Raw genomic sequence first — 19,704 nt, forward strand, 5'->3', positions numbered from 1 at the left:
GCATGGAGACGGTCGACGTCCGAGTTTTGCGCGAAGCCCGCGCCTGGCTGGCGGAGGGGCACAGGCTGCTGCTGGCCACGGTGGTCAAGACCTGGGGTTCATCGCCGCGCCCCGTCGGCTCCATGATGGCCCTGCGTGAAGACGGACGCTGCGTCGGCTCCGTATCCGGCGGCTGCATCGAAGACGACCTGATACACCGGTATACCCGCGCCTTTGGCGAGGGCGCCATTGCGCAAGGCGCGCCGGAACTGGTGCGCTACGGGATTGAAGCCGACGAAGCGCGCCGGTTCGGACTGCCTTGCGGCGGCACGCTGGACTTGCTGCTGGAGTTCCTGCCGGACTACGAAACGCTGGACGCCCTGGTCCGGCGGCTCGAATCCGGCCAGTTGGTCCAGCGCAGCGTCGACGTAACCACCGGAGCGGTGACATTGGCGCCGGCCTCGACGCCCGCGGCAGTGCAATTCGACGGCACAACGCTTTGTTCCACACTGGGGCCGCAGTACCGGATGCTGCTCATCGGCGCAGGCGCATTGGCGGAATACCTGGCCACCATGGCCTTGTTCAACGACTTTGCCGTGACGGTCTGCGATCCGCGGGGAGAACACGTGGGCAGCTGGTCCGTACCCGGCGTGCACATCACACGGGAGATGCCCGATGACGCAGTGCTGGCGCTGGCCCCCGACACGCGCACCTGCATCGTCGCCTTGAGCCACGATCCCAAGCTGGACGATCTTGCGCTCCTGGAAGCGCTACACAGCCCGGCTTTTTACGTGGGCGCCATCGGTTCACGCCGCAATACGGGCATCCGCAGGCAACGGTTCATGGAGCATTTCGGCGAAACCGCCGCATCCCTGGAACGGCTGCATGCGCCCGTCGGCATACACATCGGCAGCAGGACGCCCGCGGAAATCGCGGTGAGCATCATGGCGGAGATACTTGCTGTGAAGAACGGGGTCGGATTGCCTGCCACCATCGATGGTTCTTGCCAGGTGCTACCTGCAGCACACTGTCCCGCGGTGGATGACCCAACCCCTGACGCCATGAGCATCGCGCCCTGGGTAGTGAAAGGGTAAATAAAAAAGCCCCGCGCAAGACATGGCGCGGAGCACCCCGGACATATCAGCGTCCCTCACCCTAAAAAGGACCTCGGCATCGGACTACTAAACAGCATCCTCAAAGCAGCTGGTTTGAAGTGAGGCACAGCCCCCGGAGCAATCCGAGGTCTGCTAGACCATGCCACACAAGGAGCACACTAAAGTGAAATATCCCATTGCCATTGAACCCGGCAGCGACACTCACGCGTGGGGGGTCGTGGTCCCTGATCTGCCCGGCTGCTTCTCGGCAGCGGACGAAGGGATTGACCAAGCCATCGAAAACGCCAAGGAAGCCATTGAATTGTGGATTGAAACGGCCATCGACTCCGGCGATCCCATTCCTCCGGCAACCAGTATTGCCAATCATCAGGCCAATCCGGAATTTGCAAACTGGATTTGGGCGATTGCTGATGTGGATCCTGCGGTCCTCGATGAAACTGTTGAGCGCGTGAACATCACCATTCCGCGCCGCATCCTCAAGCGCTTGGATGACCGCGCTCGCGCCGCGGGTGAAAGCCGCAGCAGCTATATCGCGCATCTCGCCATGACAGCCTGATGAAGCATGTAGAGTCGGATTCACTCAGCAGAAAGCCCCGACCGGAATATCCGTGTCGGGGCTTGCTTGTTTCTACCCCGCCGCGGTGCGCGTCATTGTAAGCGCTTGATTCCAGGGGAGATCCTGGCGCGGCAGGAGGGGCTCGAACCCCCGACCCCGGGCTTAGAAGGCCCGTGCTCTATCCAGCTGAGCTACTGCCGCGCGATGTGGTGATGGCCCGGAAAGGATCCGGGCGGCGCATTTTACCTTGTTGTGGCCCGCTTGGCAGGCCGGCGGCGCTGGCGCCCTATTCCTCGCCTATGTCCGCATGGGTCGACACCCACAGCACCAGGGCGTCGTCCGGGCTCAGGCTGATCACTCGGTGGCCCATGCGGCTGTCTATATAGAAACTTTCCCCGGCCTTGAGGCGGGCAGGTTCGTAGAACTCGGTATAGAGCTCGACTTCGCCTTCCAGGACGTAGACGAATTCCTCGCCGCGATGGCGGCTCCAGTCGTGGAATTCATCGAAAGAGCGTGCCTTGACGCGGGTGTGGAAGGGCATCATGCGCTTGTGCGACAGCGCGGTGCACAGCAGGCGGTGGTCGTAGTACGGCGTGTCGTATTGGCGCCCTTCGCCCTGGCGGCTCAAACTGCGGCGGCCGGTGCCCATATGGGCGTCGGACGCGGTGAAGAGTTCGGCCACGTCCAGTTCCAGGCCGGCCGCGATCTTGATCAGGTTGTCATAGGTGGGCGACAGCAGGCTGTTTTCGATCTTGGACAACGTGGACGCGGACACGCCGGTGGCCGCGGCCGCCTGCTTCAAGGTCCACGCCCGCGCCTGGCGCAAGGCTCGCAGCCGCTGTGCCAACACGCTCTGTTTGTTGCCTTCCATCTATGCACCCTGTCATGCGCGCGACCGCCGCTCCCGCCACCAGTCGCGCGCCTGGTAAGACCAATAAGTTAGTTGCACCGCCGCCGTGCCCAAGCCACCGCCGTTCCAGGCCAGCCCGAACGGCGCAAACAGCTTGTAGCGCTGGGTGTCGCCCGCGATCCCTTCGGCGACCACCCGGCCGCCGATCGAGGCGGTGTTCATGCCGTGTCCGCCGAATGCCGTGCAGTACCAGACGTCCAGCGACAGCTGGCCGATCTGCGGCATCAGATGCCGCGCGTAAGCCATGCGCCCCGACCACGCCGTCTCCACCCGCAGCCCCTGCAATTGGGGATAGACGGAGAGCAGTTCGCGGCGCAGTGACTCCGCCAGATCTGGCGGGTCGTCGACACGGGTGGTGATTCTACTGCCCCAGCCGATGCGCCCGCCATCGAGTACGCGGTAATAGTTACCGGCGCGCCGGTCGTCGCCGATGGCGGCGGTGGTGCGGATCGCTTCGCGCACCCGATCGCCCAAGGGCTCGGTCAGCATGATGTAGGTGGCGATGGGCAGCATCGCGCGGCGCAGCGCGGGCACCACGCCCTCGGTGTAGCCACCGGTGGCCAGCACCACGGTGCGGGCCTCGACCTGGCCCTGCTCCGTCTTCAGGCGTTTGACCGCGCCGTCCAGGGCCGCCTGCGTGACGGGCGAGTCCTCGTGGATGCGCACGCCCAGGCGCGCGCATTCTCGGGCCAGCGCGCGGGCGTAGTTAAGCGGATGGAAGTGAAAGGACGTGGGGTCCTCCACGCCCTGGTGGTAGACATCGGACAGCAGGCGCTCGCGGACCTGGTTGCGGCTCAAGAGGCGCACGTCGCGGCCGAAGTCGCGCTGCTGGCTGTCGCACCACTGCCGCAGGGAGTCGGTCGCCTCATAACGCACCACGCGCAGCCGGCCGTCGACCTTGCAGGCGTCGACGATGTCCAGGTCGCGGATGTTGTTCCGAATGATCTCCACGCCCTCCATCGACAGCCGGTAGAGCTTGCGGTAGTGGTCTTCGTCGACGTGCTTCCTGATGGCGTCTGCCCCGGCCGAGAAGGCCGGCGACACCGATCCGCCGTTGCGTCCCGACGCTCCCCAGGCGATGCGCCGCCCTTCCAGCAGGGTGACGTCGCGGCCGCGGCGGGCAAGTTCCACCGCGGTGGACAGGCCAGCCAGTCCGGCTCCGACCACGCAGACGTCGGTGCTGGAGGTGCCGGACAGGGGCGCATAGCGGGTGTCGCTGTCGGCCAGCGTGCGCTTGTAGTAGGTGTCGATGTACTCGGAAGCCATGGTGGTCGGCATCAGTTCAGGCCTGCGCCCTGCAAGCCGCCCGTCAGGCGCTTTTCCAGCCAGTTGGCCAGGCGCAGCAGCGGGTAGCAGTAGATGAAGTAGATGGCGGCGATCATGCCGTAGATGAAGAGCGACTTGGCCGGAAAGGTGATGATGAAGACCTCGCCTTGCCGCGTCAGTTCGGTGATGCCCACCACGGAAAGAATCGCGGTGCTCTTGATCAGCATGACGTAGACGCCGCTCATGGGCTGCACGATCAGGCGCATGGCCTGCGGCAGGATGACCAGCCGCAAGATCTGGAACGGCCTCAGGCCCAGCGTCATGGCGCCTTCGGTCTGGCCGCGCGGCACGGCCTGGATCGCGCCCATGACGATTTCCGCAACGTAGCAGGACGTGTAGACGGACAACGACACGAAGGCCGCCGTGCCGGAATCCCAATGCAGCATTTCGATGCCGGTACTGGGCAGCACGAAATAGAAAATATAGAGCTGCACCAGGAACGGCGTGCCGCGCAGGATGTGGATGTACAGGCCCAGCAGCTGATGCACGCCGCGGATGCGGTAGCTGCGGATCACGCCGATCACGAAGCCCAGGAGCGATCCCGCGATGATGGCCACGAAGGAGATTTTCAAGGTCTCCCAGAAGCCCTTCAGCAGGAAGGGCAGCACGACGCCGGCGGTGGAAATATAGGAATCCAGCATGCTTACCTCGCGTTCCAGGCGGGACCCGCCAGCCAAAGGCTCACGCCACGCGACAGCAGCAGCATGCAGGCGTAGATCAGCAGATAGCCGGCCGCGATGGTCAGGAAGCTCTCGTTGGGTACGATGCGGTCGCTGTTCATCTGCACGCCGGCCGCGACCAGTTCGAACACCGTGATCAGCGACAGCAGCGACGTGTCCTTGATCAGCACGGCGGTCTGGCCCAGCAGGGGCGGCAGCGTGTTGGCGAAAGCCTGCGGCAGCACCACATAGCGCAGGCGCTGGCCGTAATTCATGCCGCAAGCCTTGGCGCCTTCGATCTGGCCGCGTGGCACGGATTCGATGCCCACGCGGATGATCTCGCTCATGTAGGCCGCATGGTGCAGCGTCATCGCCATGATGCCCAGCAGCATTTCGCTCCAGCCCTTGGCGCCCGGCACCAGCATGGGCACGGCGTAATAGACCAGGTAGATCTGCACCAGCAAGGGAGTGGAACGGATGAATTGCACATAGGCCGCCACCGGCCGCCAGACGAGGGCGCGGGGCGACATGTGCGCAAGCGCCAGCGGGATGCCGGCCAGCACCGACAGCACCAGGCTTGCGCCCGCCGCGATCAGGGTGTTGGCCAGGCCGGTGGCGAACTGGCCCGTGTACTGGCTGACGATGCGCCAGTTATAGAAATCGAGCAGCCAGTCCATGGGCTCAGTGGTCTTTCTTCCAGTCGGTGGAGTACCAGTACTTCACCTGTTCGGGCAGCGTGTTGTCGGCCGTCTTCAGCGTCTGCCAGTTGTCCAACCAGAACTTCAGGCGGAAGGCGTTGGGACCGACGGCGAAGGCCAGGGGCTCGCGCACCATGATGCCGTCCAGCACGCGCAGGTTGCCGAAGTCGACCAGGAACTGGTTGGCGGTGGACAGCGACATAATGCCGGCGTCCAGCCGGCCGCTGGACAGGGCCTGCCCGACCGGCGCGCTGCCGCCCGAGAATTCCTTCATGGTGGCCTTGGGCAGCATCTTCTTGCCCACTTCCGCATAGGTGCTGGCGCCCAGCACGCCCACGGTCACGCCGTCCTTGTTGAGTTCCTCGTACGACTTGTAGGGCGAATCCTTCGGTACCACGGCCACGGTATCCGCATAGAACATCGGGGTGGAGAACAGCACCTGGGCCGCGCGCTGCGGCGTGGGCGTCATGTCGGCGGCCACCATGTCGGCCTTGCCGGACAGCAGCGCCGGAATCAGGCCCTTCCACTCGTAGTCCTGCAGCACCAGCTTCACGCCCAGGTCGTCGGCCATGCGCTTGGCCACTTCCACGGCCAGGCCGGTGCGCTTGCCGGTCTTGTCCATGAAGCTCATCAGCGGCCCTGAGGTCTGCACCGCGACGCGCAGCTCGCCGCGCTTGAGGATGTCGCCCAGCTCGTCGGCCTGCGCCGGCAAGGCCACCGTGGCGGCCGCCAGGGCGACGCCGGCCAGGCCCAGCCATTGTTTGATTTTCAGCATTTCCTACCCCTTGTGGTGAATGGACTCACGTCGTTCCGGGCAAAGCACAGTGCGCCGGCAGCGCCCGGATCAGCCGGACCGGCCCTGGTTACCGCCGAGCGCCGCATATGCGGACGACCCGTTGCTTCCTTGCTGCTAGGGACTACAGAATCTTTTCCAGGAAGGCGCGGGTACGGGCCTCCCGCGGATGGCCGAACACTTCGTCCGGCGTGCCCATTTCGACGATGCGGCCGGCGTCCATGAATAGCGCGCGGTCGCCCACGTCGCGGGCGAAGCCCATTTCATGGGTCACCACGGCCATGGTCATGCCGTCGCGCGCCAGCGCGCGCATCAGTTCAAGAATGCCTCCCACGGTTTCGGGGTCGAGTGCCGAGGTGGCCTCGTCGAACAGCATCAGCTTGGGGTCCATGGCCAGCGCGCGCGCGATCGCCACGCGCTGCTGCTGGCCGCCGGAGAGCTGGCTGGGATAACGCGCGCCGTAGTCGCCCATGCCGACGCGGCCCAGCAGTTCGCGGGCGTAGCGTTCGGCGTCGGCGCGGGCGCGGCCGCGCACCACGCGCTGGGGTAGCGCGACATTGTCCAGCGCGGTACGGTGTTGGAACAGGTTGAAGTGCTGGAACACCATGCCGACTTCTGTGCGCCAGCGGTTGACGTCGGTGGCCGGGTCCGTGAGCGACACGCCGTCCACGCGGATGGCGCCGCTGTCTATGCTTTCCAGGCCGTTGAGCGTGCGCAGCAAGGTGCTCTTGCCGGATCCCGAGGGGCCAACCACCACCATGACCTCGCCGCGGCCGAGTTGGCAGTCGATGCCGTCCAACGCCAGATGCGGGGCCTGCCCGTCGCGTTGATAGGTCTTGCTGACTGCCTGGACGACCAGCAGAGGTTCCGCCACGGATCCACCTTCGTATGAGTGCTGCCTTGGTTTAAAAAGGTTTCGCAATTCATGCTGGAGTTTCGTATAGTAAATTTTTTTCCAGAATCGCCACTTAGGCATAACCCTTAAGCGAAGACAGGCTCTTCGCAGGCAACCCAAGGAACCGGCATGGACACTCCCCAAGACATCCTGCGCGCGCTCGGGCTGAACCCGGAATCGCTCACGGGCGGCACGCTGCGCGCGCGCAGTCCGATAGACGGCGCCGAACTGGCCCGGGTCCACGAGCACACGGTGGCCCAGGCCCATTCCGCCATCACCCGTGCGCGCCAGGCCAGCCTGGCATGGCGCGACGTGCCGGCGCCGCGCCGCGGCGAACTGCTGCGCCTGTTCGGCGAAACGCTGCGCCAGCACAAGCGCGAACTAGGCCGACTAGTCAGCCTGGAGGCCGGCAAGATCGTGGCCGAAGGCGAAGGCGAAGTGCAGGAAATGATCGACATCTGCGACTTCGCCGTTGGGCTGTCGCGCCAGCTGTACGGTCTGACCATCGCTTCTGAGCGCCCCGGCCACCGCATGATGGAAACCTGGCATCCGCTGGGCGTGGTCGGCGTGATCAGCGCGTTCAACTTTCCGGTGGCCGTGTGGTCCTGGAACGCCGCGCTGGCGCTGGTCTGCGGCAACGCCGTGGTCTGGAAGCCGTCGGAGAAAACCCCGCTGACCGCTCTGGCATGCCAGGCGCTTTTCTCCCAGGCCGCGCAGCGCTTCGGCGATGCGCCCGCCGGCCTGTCCGAAGTGCTGATCGGCGGCCGCGAGATCGGCGAAGCGCTGGTGGATTCGCACGCCGTGGCGCTGGTGTCGGCCACCGGTTCGACCCGCATGGGCCGCCAGGTGGGCCCGCGCGTGGCGCAGCGCTTCGGCCGCGTGTTGCTGGAACTGGGCGGCAACAACGCCATCATCGTCGGCCCCACCGCCGACCTGGACATGGCCGCGCGCGGCATCGTGTTCGGCGCCATCGGCACGGCCGGACAGCGCTGCACCTCGACGCGCCGACTGATCGTGCATGAAAGCGTGGCCGACGACCTGGTGCAGCGCCTGCACAAGGCCTATGCCAGCGCCACCATCGGCAACCCGCTGGACAGCGGCACCCTGGTCGGCCCGCTGATCGACCGCGTGTCCTTCGACGCCATGCAGGCCGCGCTGACGGCGGCGCGCGAACAGGGCGGCAAGGTCACGGGCGGCGAACGCGTGCTGGCCGAGCAGTATCCCGAGGCCTGGTACGCGCGCCCCGCCATCGCCGAAATGCCGGGCCAGACCGACGTGGTCTGCCACGAAACCTTCGCGCCCATCCTGTACGTGATGCGCTACACCGATTTCAACCAGGCCCTGGCCTTGCAGAATGGCGTGCCGCAAGGCCTGTCGTCGGCCATCTTCACCAATGACCTGCGCGAGGCCGAGACCTTCCTGTCGGCGGCCGGCTCGGACTGCGGCATCGCCAACGTCAATATCGGCACCTCGGGCGCCGAGATCGGCGGCGCCTTCGGCGGAGAAAAGGAAACCGGGGGTGGCCGCGAATCGGGCTCGGACGCGTGGCGCAACTACATGCGCCGCGCGACCAACACGATCAACTATTCGCGCCAGCTGCCGCTGGCGCAGGGCATCAAGTTCGGCGAGTAGGCCCGCGCGCAGCCCTGTCCCCACAAGCCCCCGCCGTGCGCGGGGGCTTACGCTTTCTACATACGATTAGCCTGGCTTACAAACTGTAGCCGGGGTCGATGCTACATTTCCTGGTCACAAAACTACGTTATGAGCCGATGACCATCAGCCGTCCAGCACGATCCGCCCTCCTCCTGCGCACCCTTGCCGCCGCCCTGGCCATGGGTCTGGCGGGCGCAGCCACCGCGGGCGTGTCGTACCGACTGGATCGTCCATCGGCCGCCCCCGGCGAGACCGTCACCATCGAAGCGGTGTACTTCAACGAAGGCACCGCCCGCTCCAACTGGGAAGCGCCGCCCGAACTGGTGCTGCAATGGCGCGGCCAGGACGGCCAGATCGTGCGCAGCCTGGCCAAGCTGCGCGGCGGGCCGGCCAGCTTCAGCGTGCCGGTCAACAACTTCGCGCGCATGGCCTGGACCGCGGTCGTGCCCGCCACGGCCAACGGCCTGCAGGCCGTGTCCATCGAGGGCCAGCCGGCGATGATGGCGCTGGACGCCACCGGCCGCGACAGCGGCACCTTGGCCAGCACGCCCGCGCGCGGCCCGGTGGTGGACGCCAGCAGCGGCCAGCCCGTGCCCGCCGCCGCCGTGGCCGCGGTCGGCGCTTCGCCCGAAGGGGGCCCTTCGCCCGACGCTTCCGCGGTGCCTACCGTGCAGCCGCAGAACGCCTTTGACCGCTTCCGCAGCTCGGTTTCCGAATACAAGCCTGTGTACTTCGACATCGGCACGCGCGGCCAGACCACCGCGCGCTTCCAGATCAGCGCCAAGTACCGCCTCTTCAGCCCCGCGGGCGACCGCCCGGCGACCTGGGACGAGAACTTCTACCTGGCGTACACGCAGACGTCGCTGTGGGACCTGCAGGGCGATTCCATGCCCTTCATCGACACCACCTTCAATCCCAGCGCCTTCTGGCTATCTGACAATATCTGGCAGTCGGCCAGCCAGAACTGGCGCTTCGGCATGAACACCGGCGTCGAGCACAACTCCAACGGCAAGGACGGCGCGGATTCGCGCTCGCTCAACGACGGCTATATCGAACCGCGCTTCCACTACCGCTTCGACGGCGGCAGCACGCTGACCTTCGCGCCGCGGGTCAAGGCCTACTTCGGCGTCGCCAGCGAGAACAGCGACTATGCCGACTACGCCGGCCACGTCGACTGGCAATTGCGCTGGGCCCAGGACAACGGCGCCGTCATCTCCGCCATGTACCGCCAGGGCGACCAGAAGCGCCGCACCACCCAGCTGGATTTCGCCTGGCCGCTGCAGCGCACCTGGCTGAACATGAACGGCTACCTGCACCTGCAGTATTTCAACGGCTACGGCGAAACGCTGCTGGGCTACAACCAGCGCAACGAATCGCAGTTCCGCGTCGGCCTGTCGCTGGTGCCTTAAGCCCGCCGATCCGTCAGGGCGCCCTAGCCTTCCATCGCCAGTTCTTCCCAGCCCAGCTCGCGGGTGCGCTCCAGCGCCACCGTGACCTGGGCGGCGGCGGAGCGCACCCCCTCCACTAGCTCCTGTCCGGTCAGCAGCCGCGCCGTGACGCTGGCCATGAACACGTCGCCGGTGCCGTGCACCGAGGGCGGTATCGCGATCTCCGGATGCGTCACCACGGTGGCCTGATCCCGCGTCACCACCGCCAGCTGCAAGGTGCCGGCCGCGGCGGCCATGGGCGCCGCGCTGGTCACCACGATCCAGTCCGGACCGCGCGCGATCAGTTCGCGCGCCGCGGCCACCACGTCGTCAATTGATGACAGGGCGCGCCCCACCAGCAATTCCAGCTCGAAGTGGTTCGGCGTCATACCGTTGGCCAGCGGCACCAGCAGGTCCCGGTATTGCTCGACCAGTCCTTCGTTCACGTACAGGCCGTCGTTGCGGTCGCCCATGACGGGATCGATATGGACTTTCACGTCCGACCGCGCGGCGCGCAACGCGGCCAGCCAATCGGCAAGCAACCCGGCCTGCCCGGGCTGGCCCAGGTATCCGCACACCACCGCCCGCGCCGTCCTGCTGACGCCGCGCTCGTCCAGCCCCTGCAACAGCCCTTCGAACCAGTCCAGCGGCACCGCGCCGCCGTGCAAGGTCGGATAGTGCGGCGTGTTGCTCAGGATGACGGTGGGCACCGCGATCGCGTGCAGGCCCGCCTTGCGGAAGACCGGCATGGCGGCGTTATTGCCGACGCAGCCATACACGACCTGGGATTGGACGGAAACGATATCCACCTGCGCGGTAACGGCGGGGATTGCGCTCATGGGGCTGGCTCCTGGCTGCCGCGGTTTACGCGGCGCTACATGCGGGTGATGAAATAGATCTTCTTGACGAACTGGTCGACTTCCCAGCGGCCGGTATAGCCCTCGGGCATGACGAAGGCTTCGCCTACTGTCAGCTCGTGCACGGTGCCATCCGGGTCGACCAGGCGCGCCGAGCCTTCAACGATGTAGCCGAACTCGATGTAGCCGGTGGTGTTGGACTGGAACACGCCCGCGGTGCTTTCCCAGACGCCGGCCTCTGCCTTGCCGCCATTGCCTTCGAAGGCGGTCACGGTGCGGAACGCGGCGTCGCCCGAGAGCGGACGGCGTGGCTTGCCTGGCACCGGATTCTTCATGGGGCCGGCGTCGATGCGGACGAGGCGCGATTGGTCGTTCTTCATGGCGGTTCCTGTATGCGGATAGATGATGAGTCCGGTGGCCTGCTCAGTGCGCGGCCACCACCAGCACTTCGGCCATGGCCCGGCTGACGGTGCGCATGCGGTGTGGCAGTTCGGAATCGAAATAGACGGAATCCCCGGTCTCCAGGCGTAACTGGCGCTCGCCCACGTGAACCTCGATGGCGCCCTTGAGCACCAGCAGGAATTCCTCGCCGGGGTGCGGAAACACCGCGGTCGCATCGGGAAATTCGCGCGGCGGATGCACCACGAAAGGCTCCATCGCCTTGACCTTGCGACGGCCAGCCAGCGATTCGTAGTGATACTCGCTGCCCAGTCCCCGTCGCTGCAAGGCCTCGCGGTCCGCCACCCGCACCACGCTGACGACTTCCTCCTGCGCGGCGTCGTCCGTGCCCACCAGTTCCGACACGCCCAGGCCGTACGCTTCCGCCAGCCGCAGCACGGTGGAAATGGAGGGCTCGCTCAGGCCCCGCTCCAGTTTGGAGAGGTAGCTCTTGGTCAATCCGGTGCGCTGCGCCAGCTGTTCTAGGGACAGGGTTTGCTGGCGGCGCAGGGCGCGCAGGCGGTGCGGCAGGTCTATCATCGGCGGGGTTGCGGGCGAAGATGCGAAATACGGTCGCGGAATACGACCGGTAAGCATGCCCTAATCCGGCCCCGCCGTCGAGCCGGCCCCGCCCGCAGCGGTCATCAGGCCAGCACGTCGGGATGCGCCCGCAACGCGCGCCGCGCATAGTACGAGAAGCCGACCTGCGAGCGCTTCGGCGTCAGGATCCAGTCATGCGCCTCGCGGCCCAGGGCCGGCGGAATGGGCTGGATCTTGCCGGCGGCCATGGCCAGTAGCTGCATGCGGGCGGCGCGCTCGAACTGCAGGGCCAGCACGCAAGCCTCTTCCACCGAGCCCGCCGCGATCAGCATGCCGTGGTGCGACAGCAGGATGGCGCGCTTGGAACCCAGCGCCGCCGAAATGATCTCGCCTTCCTCATTTCCCACCGGCACGCCGGGCCAATCCTTCAGGAAGGCCACGTCGTCGTACAGCGTGCAGTTGTCCATATGCGAGACTTCCAGCGGCACCTCCAGCATCGACAGCGACGCGACATGCAGCGGGTGCGTATGGATGATGCAGTTCACGTCGGGACGCGCGCGGTAGACCCAGGAATGGAAACGGTTGGCTGGATTCGGCATGCCGCCGCCTTCCTGCACGCGCAGGTCCTCGTCGACCAGCAGCAGGTTGCTGGCGGTAATCTCGTCAAAGCCCAGGCCCAGGCGCTGCGTGAAATACCGGTTCGGCTCCGGCGCGCGCGCCGTGATCTGCCCGGCCAGGCCGGAATCATGCCCGCCGTCGAACAGGATGCGGCAGGTCAGCGCCAGGCGTTCGCGCAGGCTCCATTCGGGCGTCTCGAACTGGCGCTGCATTTCGGCTTTCGCCCGCGCGATCAGTTCGTCCTTGCCCAGGTGCATCGTATCGGCCATCGTCGTCACTCCTAAGATTGTGTTCGTGTCATGCCGCTGCGATCAGCGGCGTAAAGCCGGGCAAGGCGCGCATGCGCGCCAGCCAGGCGTCGATATGGGCGAAGCCGGACAGGTCGTAACCGCCCTCGGCCGCCATGCTCGTATAAGGGAACAGCGCGATGTCGGCGATGGTCGGCGCGGTTCCCACCAGATAATCGCGGCCCGCCAGATGCGCATCCATCAGCGCGGCCGCCTTCATGCCGATCTCGCGCCATGCCTGCATGGCCGGATCGTCCACCTGCGCCGTGCGGCGCAAGTGGATCAGCAGCCGCGGCTGCGCAAAGGCGTGCATGTGCTGGGTCTGCTCGAAGCTGAGCCAGCTGCTGACCTGCGACTGCTCCAGGCGGCCGGCGGGCAGCCAGGGCGTGCCCAGTCCCAGATACCAGAGGATGGCCTGCGACTCGGCCAGCCACTCGCCCTCCGGCGTCAGCAGGGCCGGCACCTGGCGCCACGGATTGATGCGCGCGAACGCCTCCGTCTCCAGGTCGCCCTGCACGATGTCGAAGGTGCGCCGCTTGATCGGCAGGCCCATGTAGCCGCAAGCCAGCCGGATCTTCCAGGCATTGCCCGAACGCAGCGTATCGGCCAGTTCCAGCGGCTTGCCCGCCAGCGGATGCGGTGTCTGGTTCATCGTCAGTCCATCTTGATGTTGGCGCGCTTCACGATCTCGGTCCACTTGGCCTTCTCGCCGGCGATGAAGCGCTGATACTCATCCGGCTTGCCCGTGTACAGCTGCGTGCCCTGGGACGCGAGCCGCTCCTTCAGTTCCGGCGACGCCAGGGTCTTCTGCAACGCGGCGTTCAGCTTTTCCAACACTTCGGGCGGCGTGCCCGCGGGCGCGAAGAACGCGTTCCACGAACTGATCTGCAGGGCCGCGTCGCCCACTTCGTTGCTGGCGGGCACCTCAGGCGCGGAAGGCAGCCGCTTGTCGGCAGCCACCGCCAGCGGGCGCAGTTTGCCGGACGCAGCGTGCGGCATGATCACCGGACTGGCGTCCATCACCACGTCCACCTGCGCGCCGATGGCGGCGTTCACCGCTTCGCTGCCGCTCTTGAACGGCACATGCACGATATCCACGCCGGCCGTCAGCTTCAATAGTTCCAGACCCAGGTGCGGCGAACTCGCGTTGCCTGCCGAACCGAAATTCAGCTTGGCCGGGTTGGCCTTGGCATAGGCTACGAACTCGCTGAAGGTCTTCGCCGGCACGCCCTCCCGGACCGCCAGCAGATACGGCGACCCCGACACCATGCCCACCGGCGCGAACTTGTCCGCGTCGTAGCTGAGCTTGCTGTAGATCAGCGGGTTGACCACCTGCGTCCCGACCGTGCCCATGAAGATCGTATAGCCGTCGGCCGGCGCGGTGGCGGCCACCTGCGCCGCAATCACCCCGCCCGCGCCCGGCCGGTTCTCGATCACGATGCTCTGTCCCAGCGCATCGCCCATGCCCTTGCCCACCTGGCGCGCCACGATGTCCGTGATCCCGCCCGCGCCGAAAGGCACCACCAGCCGGATCGGCCGGTCCGGATACGCCGCCTGGGCGCCACTGCCCGCCATGGCCGCAACCAACGCCAGCGCGCCGGCAATTCCCGAAATCTTCATGTCATCCCCCTACGGGCGCCGCCTATCGGCACCATCATGACACGAAGTGTCCTATAGGAGATTGATTTTCCGCAAGGAAAACAAGTTTAGGGAAAACCCGGGGTAGCGGGAACAAAGTTCGCCTTTTGCGTTGAGGTTCGCCTTTTGGCTTTGCCGGGCAAAACCAGCCGACACCAAGCAACGTAAAATGTCAGGCTTCCAGCCTCCAAATGCTTCCCTTATGAACCTCGAACGACTCCGCCGCGAATTTCCTGACTTCGACATAACCACCCTCCCGCCCCTACCCGAAGGGTATTTCGACTCGTCGAGCTACATCGACGCAGCTCCTTCATTCGAGAACAAGGAGCGCGGCTTGAAGGTGTATGTCGACTACGCCAACTATGCCGACCGCGAATCCGGCAGAAGCCAGCGCTTCTGCGTTTCGCGCTACGACGAGGAAGCAGGCGACTTCGAAGACGTCGCCCTGTCGACCAACGACTGGGCCGAAGTCACGCGCTTCCTGACCGCCTGAATGCCCTCGCCCGGGGGCGATCGATTTCCGCTCCGATCGTCGGATGATCGACCCCGCGACCGTTCCTGGCCGATAACGGACATAGCCCAGGACAAGCAAGTCGCCGGTCGAGATGCTGCGCGGTCAAGACGGCGCCCTTTGGCGGGCAAGACCAGGCTGGCAGGTCAGCTGCAACCGAGTCTATCGGCGGTATGCCGATGAACAATGGCAGTTGCGTAGCGAGGCTTGGCGCCAGGACTACAATGACGCTCGGCCTCACATGGCTTTGAAAGATCTAACACCGGGCGAATTCGCCCGGAAATACTGCCTCCGACAACAGGTCGGGGGCTCATGGCAGCCCGATCACTAGCATCGACGCGGATCAGTCCGCGAGTATTTAGTGAAGCTGCTGAAGCAGCGTTTTGAGGAAATGATGAATTTCTGGGTCCCTGTAGTCTTCGGTACGTTCAAGCTCCTCGTGTTGGGTACGGGCATGTTTCTCGCCATCAAGTCTCACTACGATGGAGAAAAAAAGGAGAAGAAGGAGAAGGAGCAGGAGATGAAAGCTCCGTAGTGGACGTAGGCTCCCGCCTCAGGCAGGCGCCAGCCGGCGGAGTCTCCATGAGTCGGAGACTCCCTTGAAGAAAAGCAGATTTGCAGAGCGTCGGCCGGTCACCATCGCCCACTCTAGAAAGCCATCCTGAAACCCGCGGTAGCGGTGACGATATAGCTACCGGAGAAATCCGCGTCGGCTTCGACCTGGCCGTAGATGGCGTAGCGCTCCCCCCAACCAAAATTTGCCCCCGCTCCGATGCTGCCCCAGGTTCGCGCCATGCGACTGGCCGCCGGCACGCCGGCGACGCGGACACTGGTGCCGTCCAGGAACTCATGCTTCACGTTGACGACGCCATAGACGCTGGATTCCCGTTTCACGCCGGCCGTTTGCCAATTTCTTTTGTAGTCCAGCGCGATGCCGAAACGGCCCAGCAGGCTGTCGCCCTTGTCGCTTTCGACGCGCGCGCCGAATTTGTCGTTGAAGCTGTCGAAGCGGGTCGATACGTATGTCAGCTGCGCCTGCGGGATCAGGGCCAGCTCCTCTGACAATCCGAAAGCCTTGCCCGCTTCGATACCCAAGCCATAGCTCTGGGCCTTCTGGCCGCCCTTCAATTTGCCGGCCAGCCCTGAGTTCAGGTCGCTGTCGAACCAGGTCGCCTGAGCCTGGGTGTCGATATACAGGCCATTCTTGCCATACCAGGTCAGTGTCGGCGTCAGGCCATAGGAAGTGGTGTCGATCGTGCCGTTGCCGTAGACCGACGACACCCGCGAGTCGGCCTTGCCATAGTGAAAGGCCAGGCCGCCCACCAGACGAGATCCCTCTTCTTTACCGGCCAGGATGCGGTCAACGCCGAATTGCGCCTTCCAGCTATCGACGTTCTGACGCGCGCCGGTGGTGGACGCCGCAGGATCGAGCCGTCCTGTCGTGCCCTCGACGCGGCTCCATACGCCATTGCGGCCGGCGTCCGCCGGATCATAGAGGCGATTGCCGACCCGCTGGCGCAGGGTAGGCAGCTGGCTCAGGTGGAGCAGCGTATTGGCATAGGCCTCGTAGACCGGCACGCCGGGCTGATAGAGCAAGGGCGGTTCGGCGCCCGGCGAACCGCCACCGGGCGAGGGAGTGCCCGGATTGGTCGGGGTGGTGCCTGGATCGGTCGGGGTCGTACCCGGATCCGTCGGGGTGGTACCAGGATCCGTCGGGGTAGTGACTGGATTGGTCAGGGACGATCGCAAGTACCAGCCGCCGTCGGCTGGGTCCTGTTGCAGCACATAGCCATAGGCGCCGGCGACCAGAGCCGGACGCCCCCCGATGACGTAGTCGCCATTGGCCAGATCGAATTTTCCCGCCGACAGGCCGTAGACCTGCACGACTTGTATCCCCCGTTGAGTCTGCGCGCCAGCGCCTCCCATGTTCTTCACCGTGACCGGCGTGGTGCCAGCGCTGTCGCCGGTAATCACCAGCTTGTCCGTCGGCGAGTCATCGGCGCCAAGCTGTGTACGGATTTCCAGGTTGCCGCCCTGCGCCGCATAATTGCCAGCAATCGTGAGGGAGCCGAAACCGCTGCGCGGACCCGGCGCGATCGTGCCCTGGTTGGCCGTTGCGCCCACGCGTCCCGTGCCGGTCAGTCGCGCTGCCGCAAGCACGGTCACCGGCCCGCCGAGGATGCCATCCACCTGCAGCGTTCCAGCCTGAACATCGGTATTGCCGGTGAACGCCGCGCTGTTGCCCGACAAGGTCAACGTGCCCGCGCCCAGCTTATTCAAGCGTGACGTCCCTGAGAACGCGGTCGTCACGCCCACTTCGTGGCCGTTGGTATCAAACCCGGCGCCGCCACTGCCCACCGCCTGCGTGGAGAAGCCTTTCAGGAAGTTGGCCTCATTGCGATTGGCGCGCAGGATGCCGCCGTCCAGGTTGAAAGTGGCGTCGCCGGCGCCCTTGATCACCGAGCCGGTCTCTAGCATGCCGCGGCCGCTGGCATCGCCGGTCAGGTTCAGCGTGCCGGTGGCGGAGGCCGCCACGGTAAGCCATGTATCACTGGCGGCGATGGCCTTCCCGCCTTTTTCGATGGTCAATGTTCCTGTGCCTGCAGAACCGATTTCGATGCGGTCGCTTGCCGAGAGCGTCGAAACATCGGCCGTTGCGCTCGACACCGTCACCGTGCCGACCCCGGCCGCGCTCTCGCCGATGTAAACCGTTGCGGCGGCGCCTGGCGCAGTCGATCCGACCGTGCCAACGGTGGCGCCATCCAGGACGCGAAGCTCGCCCGTTCCGTCGAGTCCCACGTAGATGTTGTTTAGCGGGTCCCAGACCGTTGCCGCGCCCGACACCGTGGCGCTGCCCTCGCTGCCGGCTTCCCAGCCGATGATCGACTGGCCGCTGTGCACGGCGCCGCCATTGTCGATCCGCAGCGAGCCCTGGCCGCGCCCGCCGATCACGAACGCGTTGCCCGTGGAGAGATTCCAGGTGGACCCCGGTCCGGAAACAAGAACGTTCCCGACGCCGCCGGTCTCGAAGCCGATGCTGGCCGAATCGCTTTGCGCCAAGCCCCCGTCCAGGATTTTCACCGTGCCGCTGGCGCCGGTGTCGAGGCCGAGCTGCACTGAACCGAGGCTGGTCCAGGTGGAAGCGACGCCATTGCCGTCACGGCCCGACACGGTCACGGTGCCTACGGCGCCATTGAAGTTTCCAATGTATGCCAAGTCATTGACTACGGAACCGCCCGCATCGATGACCAGTTCCCCTGTGAGGGTATCTCCAACCGTCAGATCGCTGCCCGTCAGAGGGCTGCTGACAGTCCAATGCGGCGTCTGGACCGGCGCGGGTTGAACGTCGCCAGTGCCGGAAACCGATTGGGCGTTTGCGGGATAGGCGAAGTTCGCCGCGTAGAAAACGAGGGCAGCCGACTTCAACCATCCCGTGCGCGGGCAATTCCTGGCGACCATGACACATCCTTTTTAAGTAGACGCAACCTCCTAGCGATACGGCATGCGGCAGGATTTTCTTAATAGGTGTCTACACCTATCCGCGTTCCGCCTGCCGAAAAGAATGCAGGATGCAGGCGCAACACCCAGTCTTGCGCTCCAAAGGATGATCTGGGATTCGCGGATCGACTGAACACAGACGTTGGTATCCCCTAGGACAAGAAGACGTTGAACGCAGCCGCGCGGCGCCTGGCCCTGGTTCGGAAGGCCAGCGCCGAGGGAGCTGCGAATCCTGCCCGCAACGATCAACGATCAAATGCAGCCTGCAGCGCTTCCTTGCTGTGCTGCCCCTGATGCAACAGCAGCATCAGCAGCAGCCGGGCCTTCTGCGGGCTGAGGTCGCCCGCCATGACCGCGCCGGCGTCGAAAGTGGTTTTCCCGCCGCCAGGGAAACCGTAGACCGGCATCGTCCGGCCATTGGGCACGCGCGTCGATATGACCACCGGCACATCCTTGCCCAGCGCATACTTCACGGCCTCGAACATCGAAACGTTCATATTGCCCATGCCCACGGCCTGGACCACAATGCCCTTCGCGCCCTGGTCCACGGCATAGCGCAGCAGATCGCCGTCCGCGCCGCCGAACATCGGCAGGATTTCCACGCGCGGCATGTCGCCCGCGCCGATATCGATGTGCTGCCGCCGCAAGGGCGTGCGCGAGAATTGCACGCGATCCGACCAGACCTCGCCGAGAAAGCCGAAATCGCCCGACTTGAAGGTCTCGACATCCGCGGTATGGGTCTTGGTCGCCGTGCGCGCGGCGTTGATCTGGTTGTTCATCGCGATCATCACCCCCTTGCCCTTGGCGTCCGGCGCCGTGGCGATCCGGATGGCATTGAGCAGATTGCGCGGCCCGTCGAAATCCGGCGATGACGCATTGCGTTGCGCGCCGATCAGGATGACGGGCTTGTCGGATTTCACGGTCAGATCGAGCCAGTACGCGGTCTCCTCCATCGTGTCCGTGCCATGGGCGATGACCACGCCGGCCACCTCAGGCCGGGCCAAGGCGTCATCCACCGACTTGGTCAAGCGCGTCCACCACTTGGGCTCGACATAGTTGGCCGACATGGCCGAGAAGTTGTTGACCTCTATGCGGGCGTACTTGGCGGCGTCGGGCACCGTCTGCATCAGATCATCGCCCGAGATGGCGGGTACCACCCCCTTGGTGACCGGATCCACCTTCATCGCGATCGTCCCGCCCGTGGCAATGAACTGGACCACTGGCGGCGTTTCAGCCGCGGCGCCAGCTGACATCACAGACATGACAAAAAACGAAAAAATTCGTAGCTGCAAGTTCATGGGACGAC

The 19,704-nt window shown here is 65.3% G+C and carries 21 protein-coding genes, 1 tRNA gene and 1 pseudogene; 8 read left to right on the forward strand and 15 right to left on the reverse strand.

What is annotated here, in order from left to right:
- The first annotated feature begins 2 nt into the window (after window positions 1-2).
- The 3 genes and pseudogenes from AC3WOB_RS26730 to AC3WOB_RS26740 all read left to right on the forward strand — a co-directional run bounded on the left by AC3WOB_RS26730 (window position 3) and on the right by AC3WOB_RS26740 (window position 1,650).
- The gene (locus AC3WOB_RS26730) at window positions 3-1,073 is read left to right on the forward strand and encodes an XdhC family protein (protein ID WP_492276698.1); all 1,071 of its coding nucleotides are present in this window, start codon (window positions 3-5) and stop codon (window positions 1,071-1,073) included.
- A 30-nt stretch (window positions 1,074-1,103) separates the two neighbouring features.
- Window positions 1,104-1,196, forward strand: a pseudogene (locus tag AC3WOB_RS26735) (type II toxin-antitoxin system HicA family toxin); the annotation flags it as partial.
- 61 nt (window positions 1,197-1,257) lie between these two features.
- Window positions 1,258-1,650, forward strand: coding sequence for a type II toxin-antitoxin system HicB family antitoxin (locus AC3WOB_RS26740; RefSeq protein WP_041654201.1), 393 nt, complete (start codon window positions 1,258-1,260; stop codon window positions 1,648-1,650).
- Between the two features lie 124 nt (window positions 1,651-1,774).
- Here AC3WOB_RS26740 and AC3WOB_RS26745 read toward each other — a convergent pair.
- The 7 genes from AC3WOB_RS26745 to AC3WOB_RS26775 all read right to left on the reverse strand — a co-directional run bounded on the left by AC3WOB_RS26745 (window position 1,775) and on the right by AC3WOB_RS26775 (window position 6,910).
- Window positions 1,775-1,851, reverse strand: a tRNA-Arg gene (locus AC3WOB_RS26745).
- 85 nt (window positions 1,852-1,936) lie between these two features.
- The gene (locus tag AC3WOB_RS26750) at window positions 1,937-2,521 is read right to left on the reverse strand and encodes a helix-turn-helix domain-containing protein (RefSeq protein ID WP_424241443.1); all 585 of its coding nucleotides are present in this window, start codon (window positions 2,519-2,521) and stop codon (window positions 1,937-1,939) included.
- 12 nt (window positions 2,522-2,533) lie between these two features.
- Window positions 2,534-3,826 carry an NAD(P)/FAD-dependent oxidoreductase gene (locus AC3WOB_RS26755; RefSeq protein WP_492276716.1) on the reverse strand — a complete coding sequence of 431 codons (1,293 nt, stop codon included), beginning with the start codon at window positions 3,824-3,826 and terminating at the stop codon, window positions 2,534-2,536.
- An 11-nt stretch (window positions 3,827-3,837) separates the two neighbouring features.
- On the reverse strand, window positions 3,838-4,527 hold the full coding sequence (locus AC3WOB_RS26760) for an amino acid ABC transporter permease (protein ID WP_088141863.1): 690 nt from the start codon (window positions 4,525-4,527) through the stop codon (window positions 3,838-3,840).
- 2 nt (window positions 4,528-4,529) lie between these two features.
- Window positions 4,530-5,222 (reverse strand): amino acid ABC transporter permease, encoded by a 693-nt coding sequence (locus AC3WOB_RS26765; protein WP_013395344.1) that lies wholly within the window; start codon window positions 5,220-5,222, stop codon window positions 4,530-4,532.
- Window positions 5,223-5,226: 4 nt separating this feature from the next.
- Window positions 5,227-6,018: an ABC transporter substrate-binding protein gene (locus AC3WOB_RS26770; RefSeq protein WP_207471408.1), complete on the reverse strand. Its 792-nt coding sequence runs from the start codon at window positions 6,016-6,018 to the stop codon at window positions 5,227-5,229.
- A gap of 142 nt (window positions 6,019-6,160) precedes the next feature.
- Window positions 6,161-6,910: an amino acid ABC transporter ATP-binding protein gene (locus AC3WOB_RS26775; RefSeq protein ID WP_054451273.1), complete on the reverse strand. Its 750-nt coding sequence runs from the start codon at window positions 6,908-6,910 to the stop codon at window positions 6,161-6,163.
- Window positions 6,911-7,060: 150 nt separating this feature from the next.
- On the opposite strand from AC3WOB_RS26775, the gene amaB reads away from it, so the two are divergent.
- Window positions 7,061-8,563 (forward strand): L-piperidine-6-carboxylate dehydrogenase, encoded by a 1,503-nt coding sequence (gene amaB, locus AC3WOB_RS26780; RefSeq protein ID WP_492276699.1) that lies wholly within the window; start codon window positions 7,061-7,063, stop codon window positions 8,561-8,563.
- A 137-nt stretch (window positions 8,564-8,700) separates the two neighbouring features.
- Window positions 8,701-9,993 carry a phospholipase A gene (locus AC3WOB_RS26785; protein WP_013395348.1) on the forward strand — a complete coding sequence of 431 codons (1,293 nt, stop codon included), beginning with the start codon at window positions 8,701-8,703 and terminating at the stop codon, window positions 9,991-9,993.
- A gap of 23 nt (window positions 9,994-10,016) precedes the next feature.
- On the opposite strand, the gene pdxK is transcribed toward AC3WOB_RS26785, so the two are convergent.
- The 6 genes from pdxK to AC3WOB_RS26815 form a co-directional block, all read right to left on the reverse strand.
- Window positions 10,017-10,850: a pyridoxine/pyridoxal/pyridoxamine kinase gene (gene pdxK, locus AC3WOB_RS26790; RefSeq protein WP_492276700.1), complete on the reverse strand. Its 834-nt coding sequence runs from the start codon at window positions 10,848-10,850 to the stop codon at window positions 10,017-10,019.
- 35 nt (window positions 10,851-10,885) lie between these two features.
- Window positions 10,886-11,248, reverse strand: a complete 363-nt coding sequence (locus AC3WOB_RS26795; RefSeq protein WP_013395350.1) for a cupin domain-containing protein — start codon at window positions 11,246-11,248, stop codon at window positions 10,886-10,888.
- A 43-nt stretch (window positions 11,249-11,291) separates the two neighbouring features.
- Window positions 11,292-11,846, reverse strand: a complete 555-nt coding sequence (locus AC3WOB_RS26800) for a helix-turn-helix domain-containing protein (protein WP_207471414.1) — start codon at window positions 11,844-11,846, stop codon at window positions 11,292-11,294.
- 104 nt (window positions 11,847-11,950) lie between these two features.
- Entirely contained in the window at window positions 11,951-12,733 is a 783-nt protein-coding gene (locus tag AC3WOB_RS26805; RefSeq protein ID WP_013395352.1) for an aldolase, read from the reverse strand.
- Window positions 12,734-12,761: 28 nt separating this feature from the next.
- On the reverse strand, window positions 12,762-13,403 hold the full coding sequence (locus tag AC3WOB_RS26810; protein WP_013395353.1) for a glutathione S-transferase family protein: 642 nt from the start codon (window positions 13,401-13,403) through the stop codon (window positions 12,762-12,764).
- A gap of 2 nt (window positions 13,404-13,405) precedes the next feature.
- Window positions 13,406-14,371 carry a Bug family tripartite tricarboxylate transporter substrate binding protein gene (locus AC3WOB_RS26815; protein WP_492276701.1) on the reverse strand — a complete coding sequence of 322 codons (966 nt, stop codon included), beginning with the start codon at window positions 14,369-14,371 and terminating at the stop codon, window positions 13,406-13,408.
- Window positions 14,372-14,723: 352 nt separating this feature from the next.
- On the opposite strand from AC3WOB_RS26815, the gene AC3WOB_RS26820 reads away from it, so the two are divergent.
- The 3 genes from AC3WOB_RS26820 to AC3WOB_RS26830 all read left to right on the forward strand — a co-directional run bounded on the left by AC3WOB_RS26820 (window position 14,724) and on the right by AC3WOB_RS26830 (window position 15,435).
- A complete protein-coding gene (locus tag AC3WOB_RS26820) occupies window positions 14,724-14,882 on the forward strand; it encodes a hypothetical protein (protein ID WP_242702690.1) in 159 nt (52 codons plus the stop codon).
- Between the two features lie 112 nt (window positions 14,883-14,994).
- A complete protein-coding gene (locus tag AC3WOB_RS26825; RefSeq protein ID WP_492276702.1) occupies window positions 14,995-15,231 on the forward strand; it encodes an integrase core domain-containing protein in 237 nt (78 codons plus the stop codon).
- A 30-nt stretch (window positions 15,232-15,261) separates the two neighbouring features.
- Window positions 15,262-15,435 carry a hypothetical protein gene (locus AC3WOB_RS26830; RefSeq protein ID WP_158307669.1) on the forward strand — a complete coding sequence of 58 codons (174 nt, stop codon included), beginning with the start codon at window positions 15,262-15,264 and terminating at the stop codon, window positions 15,433-15,435.
- 113 nt (window positions 15,436-15,548) lie between these two features.
- On the opposite strand, the gene AC3WOB_RS26835 is transcribed toward AC3WOB_RS26830, so the two are convergent.
- Together AC3WOB_RS26835 and AC3WOB_RS26840 are read right to left on the reverse strand one after the other, a co-directional pair.
- Window positions 15,549-18,359 carry an autotransporter family protein gene (locus AC3WOB_RS26835; RefSeq protein ID WP_492276703.1) on the reverse strand — a complete coding sequence of 937 codons (2,811 nt, stop codon included), beginning with the start codon at window positions 18,357-18,359 and terminating at the stop codon, window positions 15,549-15,551.
- 284 nt (window positions 18,360-18,643) lie between these two features.
- Window positions 18,644-19,651, reverse strand: coding sequence for an asparaginase (locus AC3WOB_RS26840; protein WP_193353257.1), 1,008 nt, complete (start codon window positions 19,649-19,651; stop codon window positions 18,644-18,646).
- Between the last annotated feature and the right edge of the window lie 53 nt (window positions 19,652-19,704).

The organism is Achromobacter sp. FW305-C-30-7 (genome assembly GCF_058783105.1).

Coding starts and splice junctions, on each gene's coding strand:
- AC3WOB_RS26805 (WP_013395352.1), bottom strand. CDS start 12,733: ATGGCCGATACGATGCACCTGGGCAAGGACGAACTGATCGCGCGGGCG.
- pdxK (WP_492276700.1), bottom strand. CDS start 10,850: ATGAGCGCAATCCCCGCCGTTACCGCGCAGGTGGATATCGTTTCCGTC.
- AC3WOB_RS26730 (WP_492276698.1), top strand. CDS start 3: ATGGAGACGGTCGACGTCCGAGTTTTGCGCGAAGCCCGCGCCTGGCTG.
- AC3WOB_RS26825 (WP_492276702.1), top strand. CDS start 14,995: ATGCTGCGCGGTCAAGACGGCGCCCTTTGGCGGGCAAGACCAGGCTGG.
- AC3WOB_RS26795 (WP_013395350.1), bottom strand. CDS start 11,248: ATGAAGAACGACCAATCGCGCCTCGTCCGCATCGACGCCGGCCCCATG.
- AC3WOB_RS26760 (WP_088141863.1), bottom strand. CDS start 4,527: ATGCTGGATTCCTATATTTCCACCGCCGGCGTCGTGCTGCCCTTCCTG.
- AC3WOB_RS26750 (WP_424241443.1), bottom strand. CDS start 2,521: ATGGAAGGCAACAAACAGAGCGTGTTGGCACAGCGGCTGCGAGCCTTG.
- AC3WOB_RS26815 (WP_492276701.1), bottom strand. CDS start 14,371: ATGAAGATTTCGGGAATTGCCGGCGCGCTGGCGTTGGTTGCGGCCATG.
- AC3WOB_RS26770 (WP_207471408.1), bottom strand. CDS start 6,018: ATGCTGAAAATCAAACAATGGCTGGGCCTGGCCGGCGTCGCCCTGGCG.
- amaB (WP_492276699.1), top strand. CDS start 7,061: ATGGACACTCCCCAAGACATCCTGCGCGCGCTCGGGCTGAACCCGGAA.
- AC3WOB_RS26800 (WP_207471414.1), bottom strand. CDS start 11,846: ATGATAGACCTGCCGCACCGCCTGCGCGCCCTGCGCCGCCAGCAAACC.
- AC3WOB_RS26755 (WP_492276716.1), bottom strand. CDS start 3,826: ATGGCTTCCGAGTACATCGACACCTACTACAAGCGCACGCTGGCCGAC.
- AC3WOB_RS26810 (WP_013395353.1), bottom strand. CDS start 13,403: ATGAACCAGACACCGCATCCGCTGGCGGGCAAGCCGCTGGAACTGGCC.
- AC3WOB_RS26835 (WP_492276703.1), bottom strand. CDS start 18,359: ATGGTCGCCAGGAATTGCCCGCGCACGGGATGGTTGAAGTCGGCTGCC.
- AC3WOB_RS26765 (WP_013395344.1), bottom strand. CDS start 5,222: ATGGACTGGCTGCTCGATTTCTATAACTGGCGCATCGTCAGCCAGTAC.
- AC3WOB_RS26840 (WP_193353257.1), bottom strand. CDS start 19,651: ATGTCAGCTGGCGCCGCGGCTGAAACGCCGCCAGTGGTCCAGTTCATT.
- AC3WOB_RS26785 (WP_013395348.1), top strand. CDS start 8,701: ATGACCATCAGCCGTCCAGCACGATCCGCCCTCCTCCTGCGCACCCTT.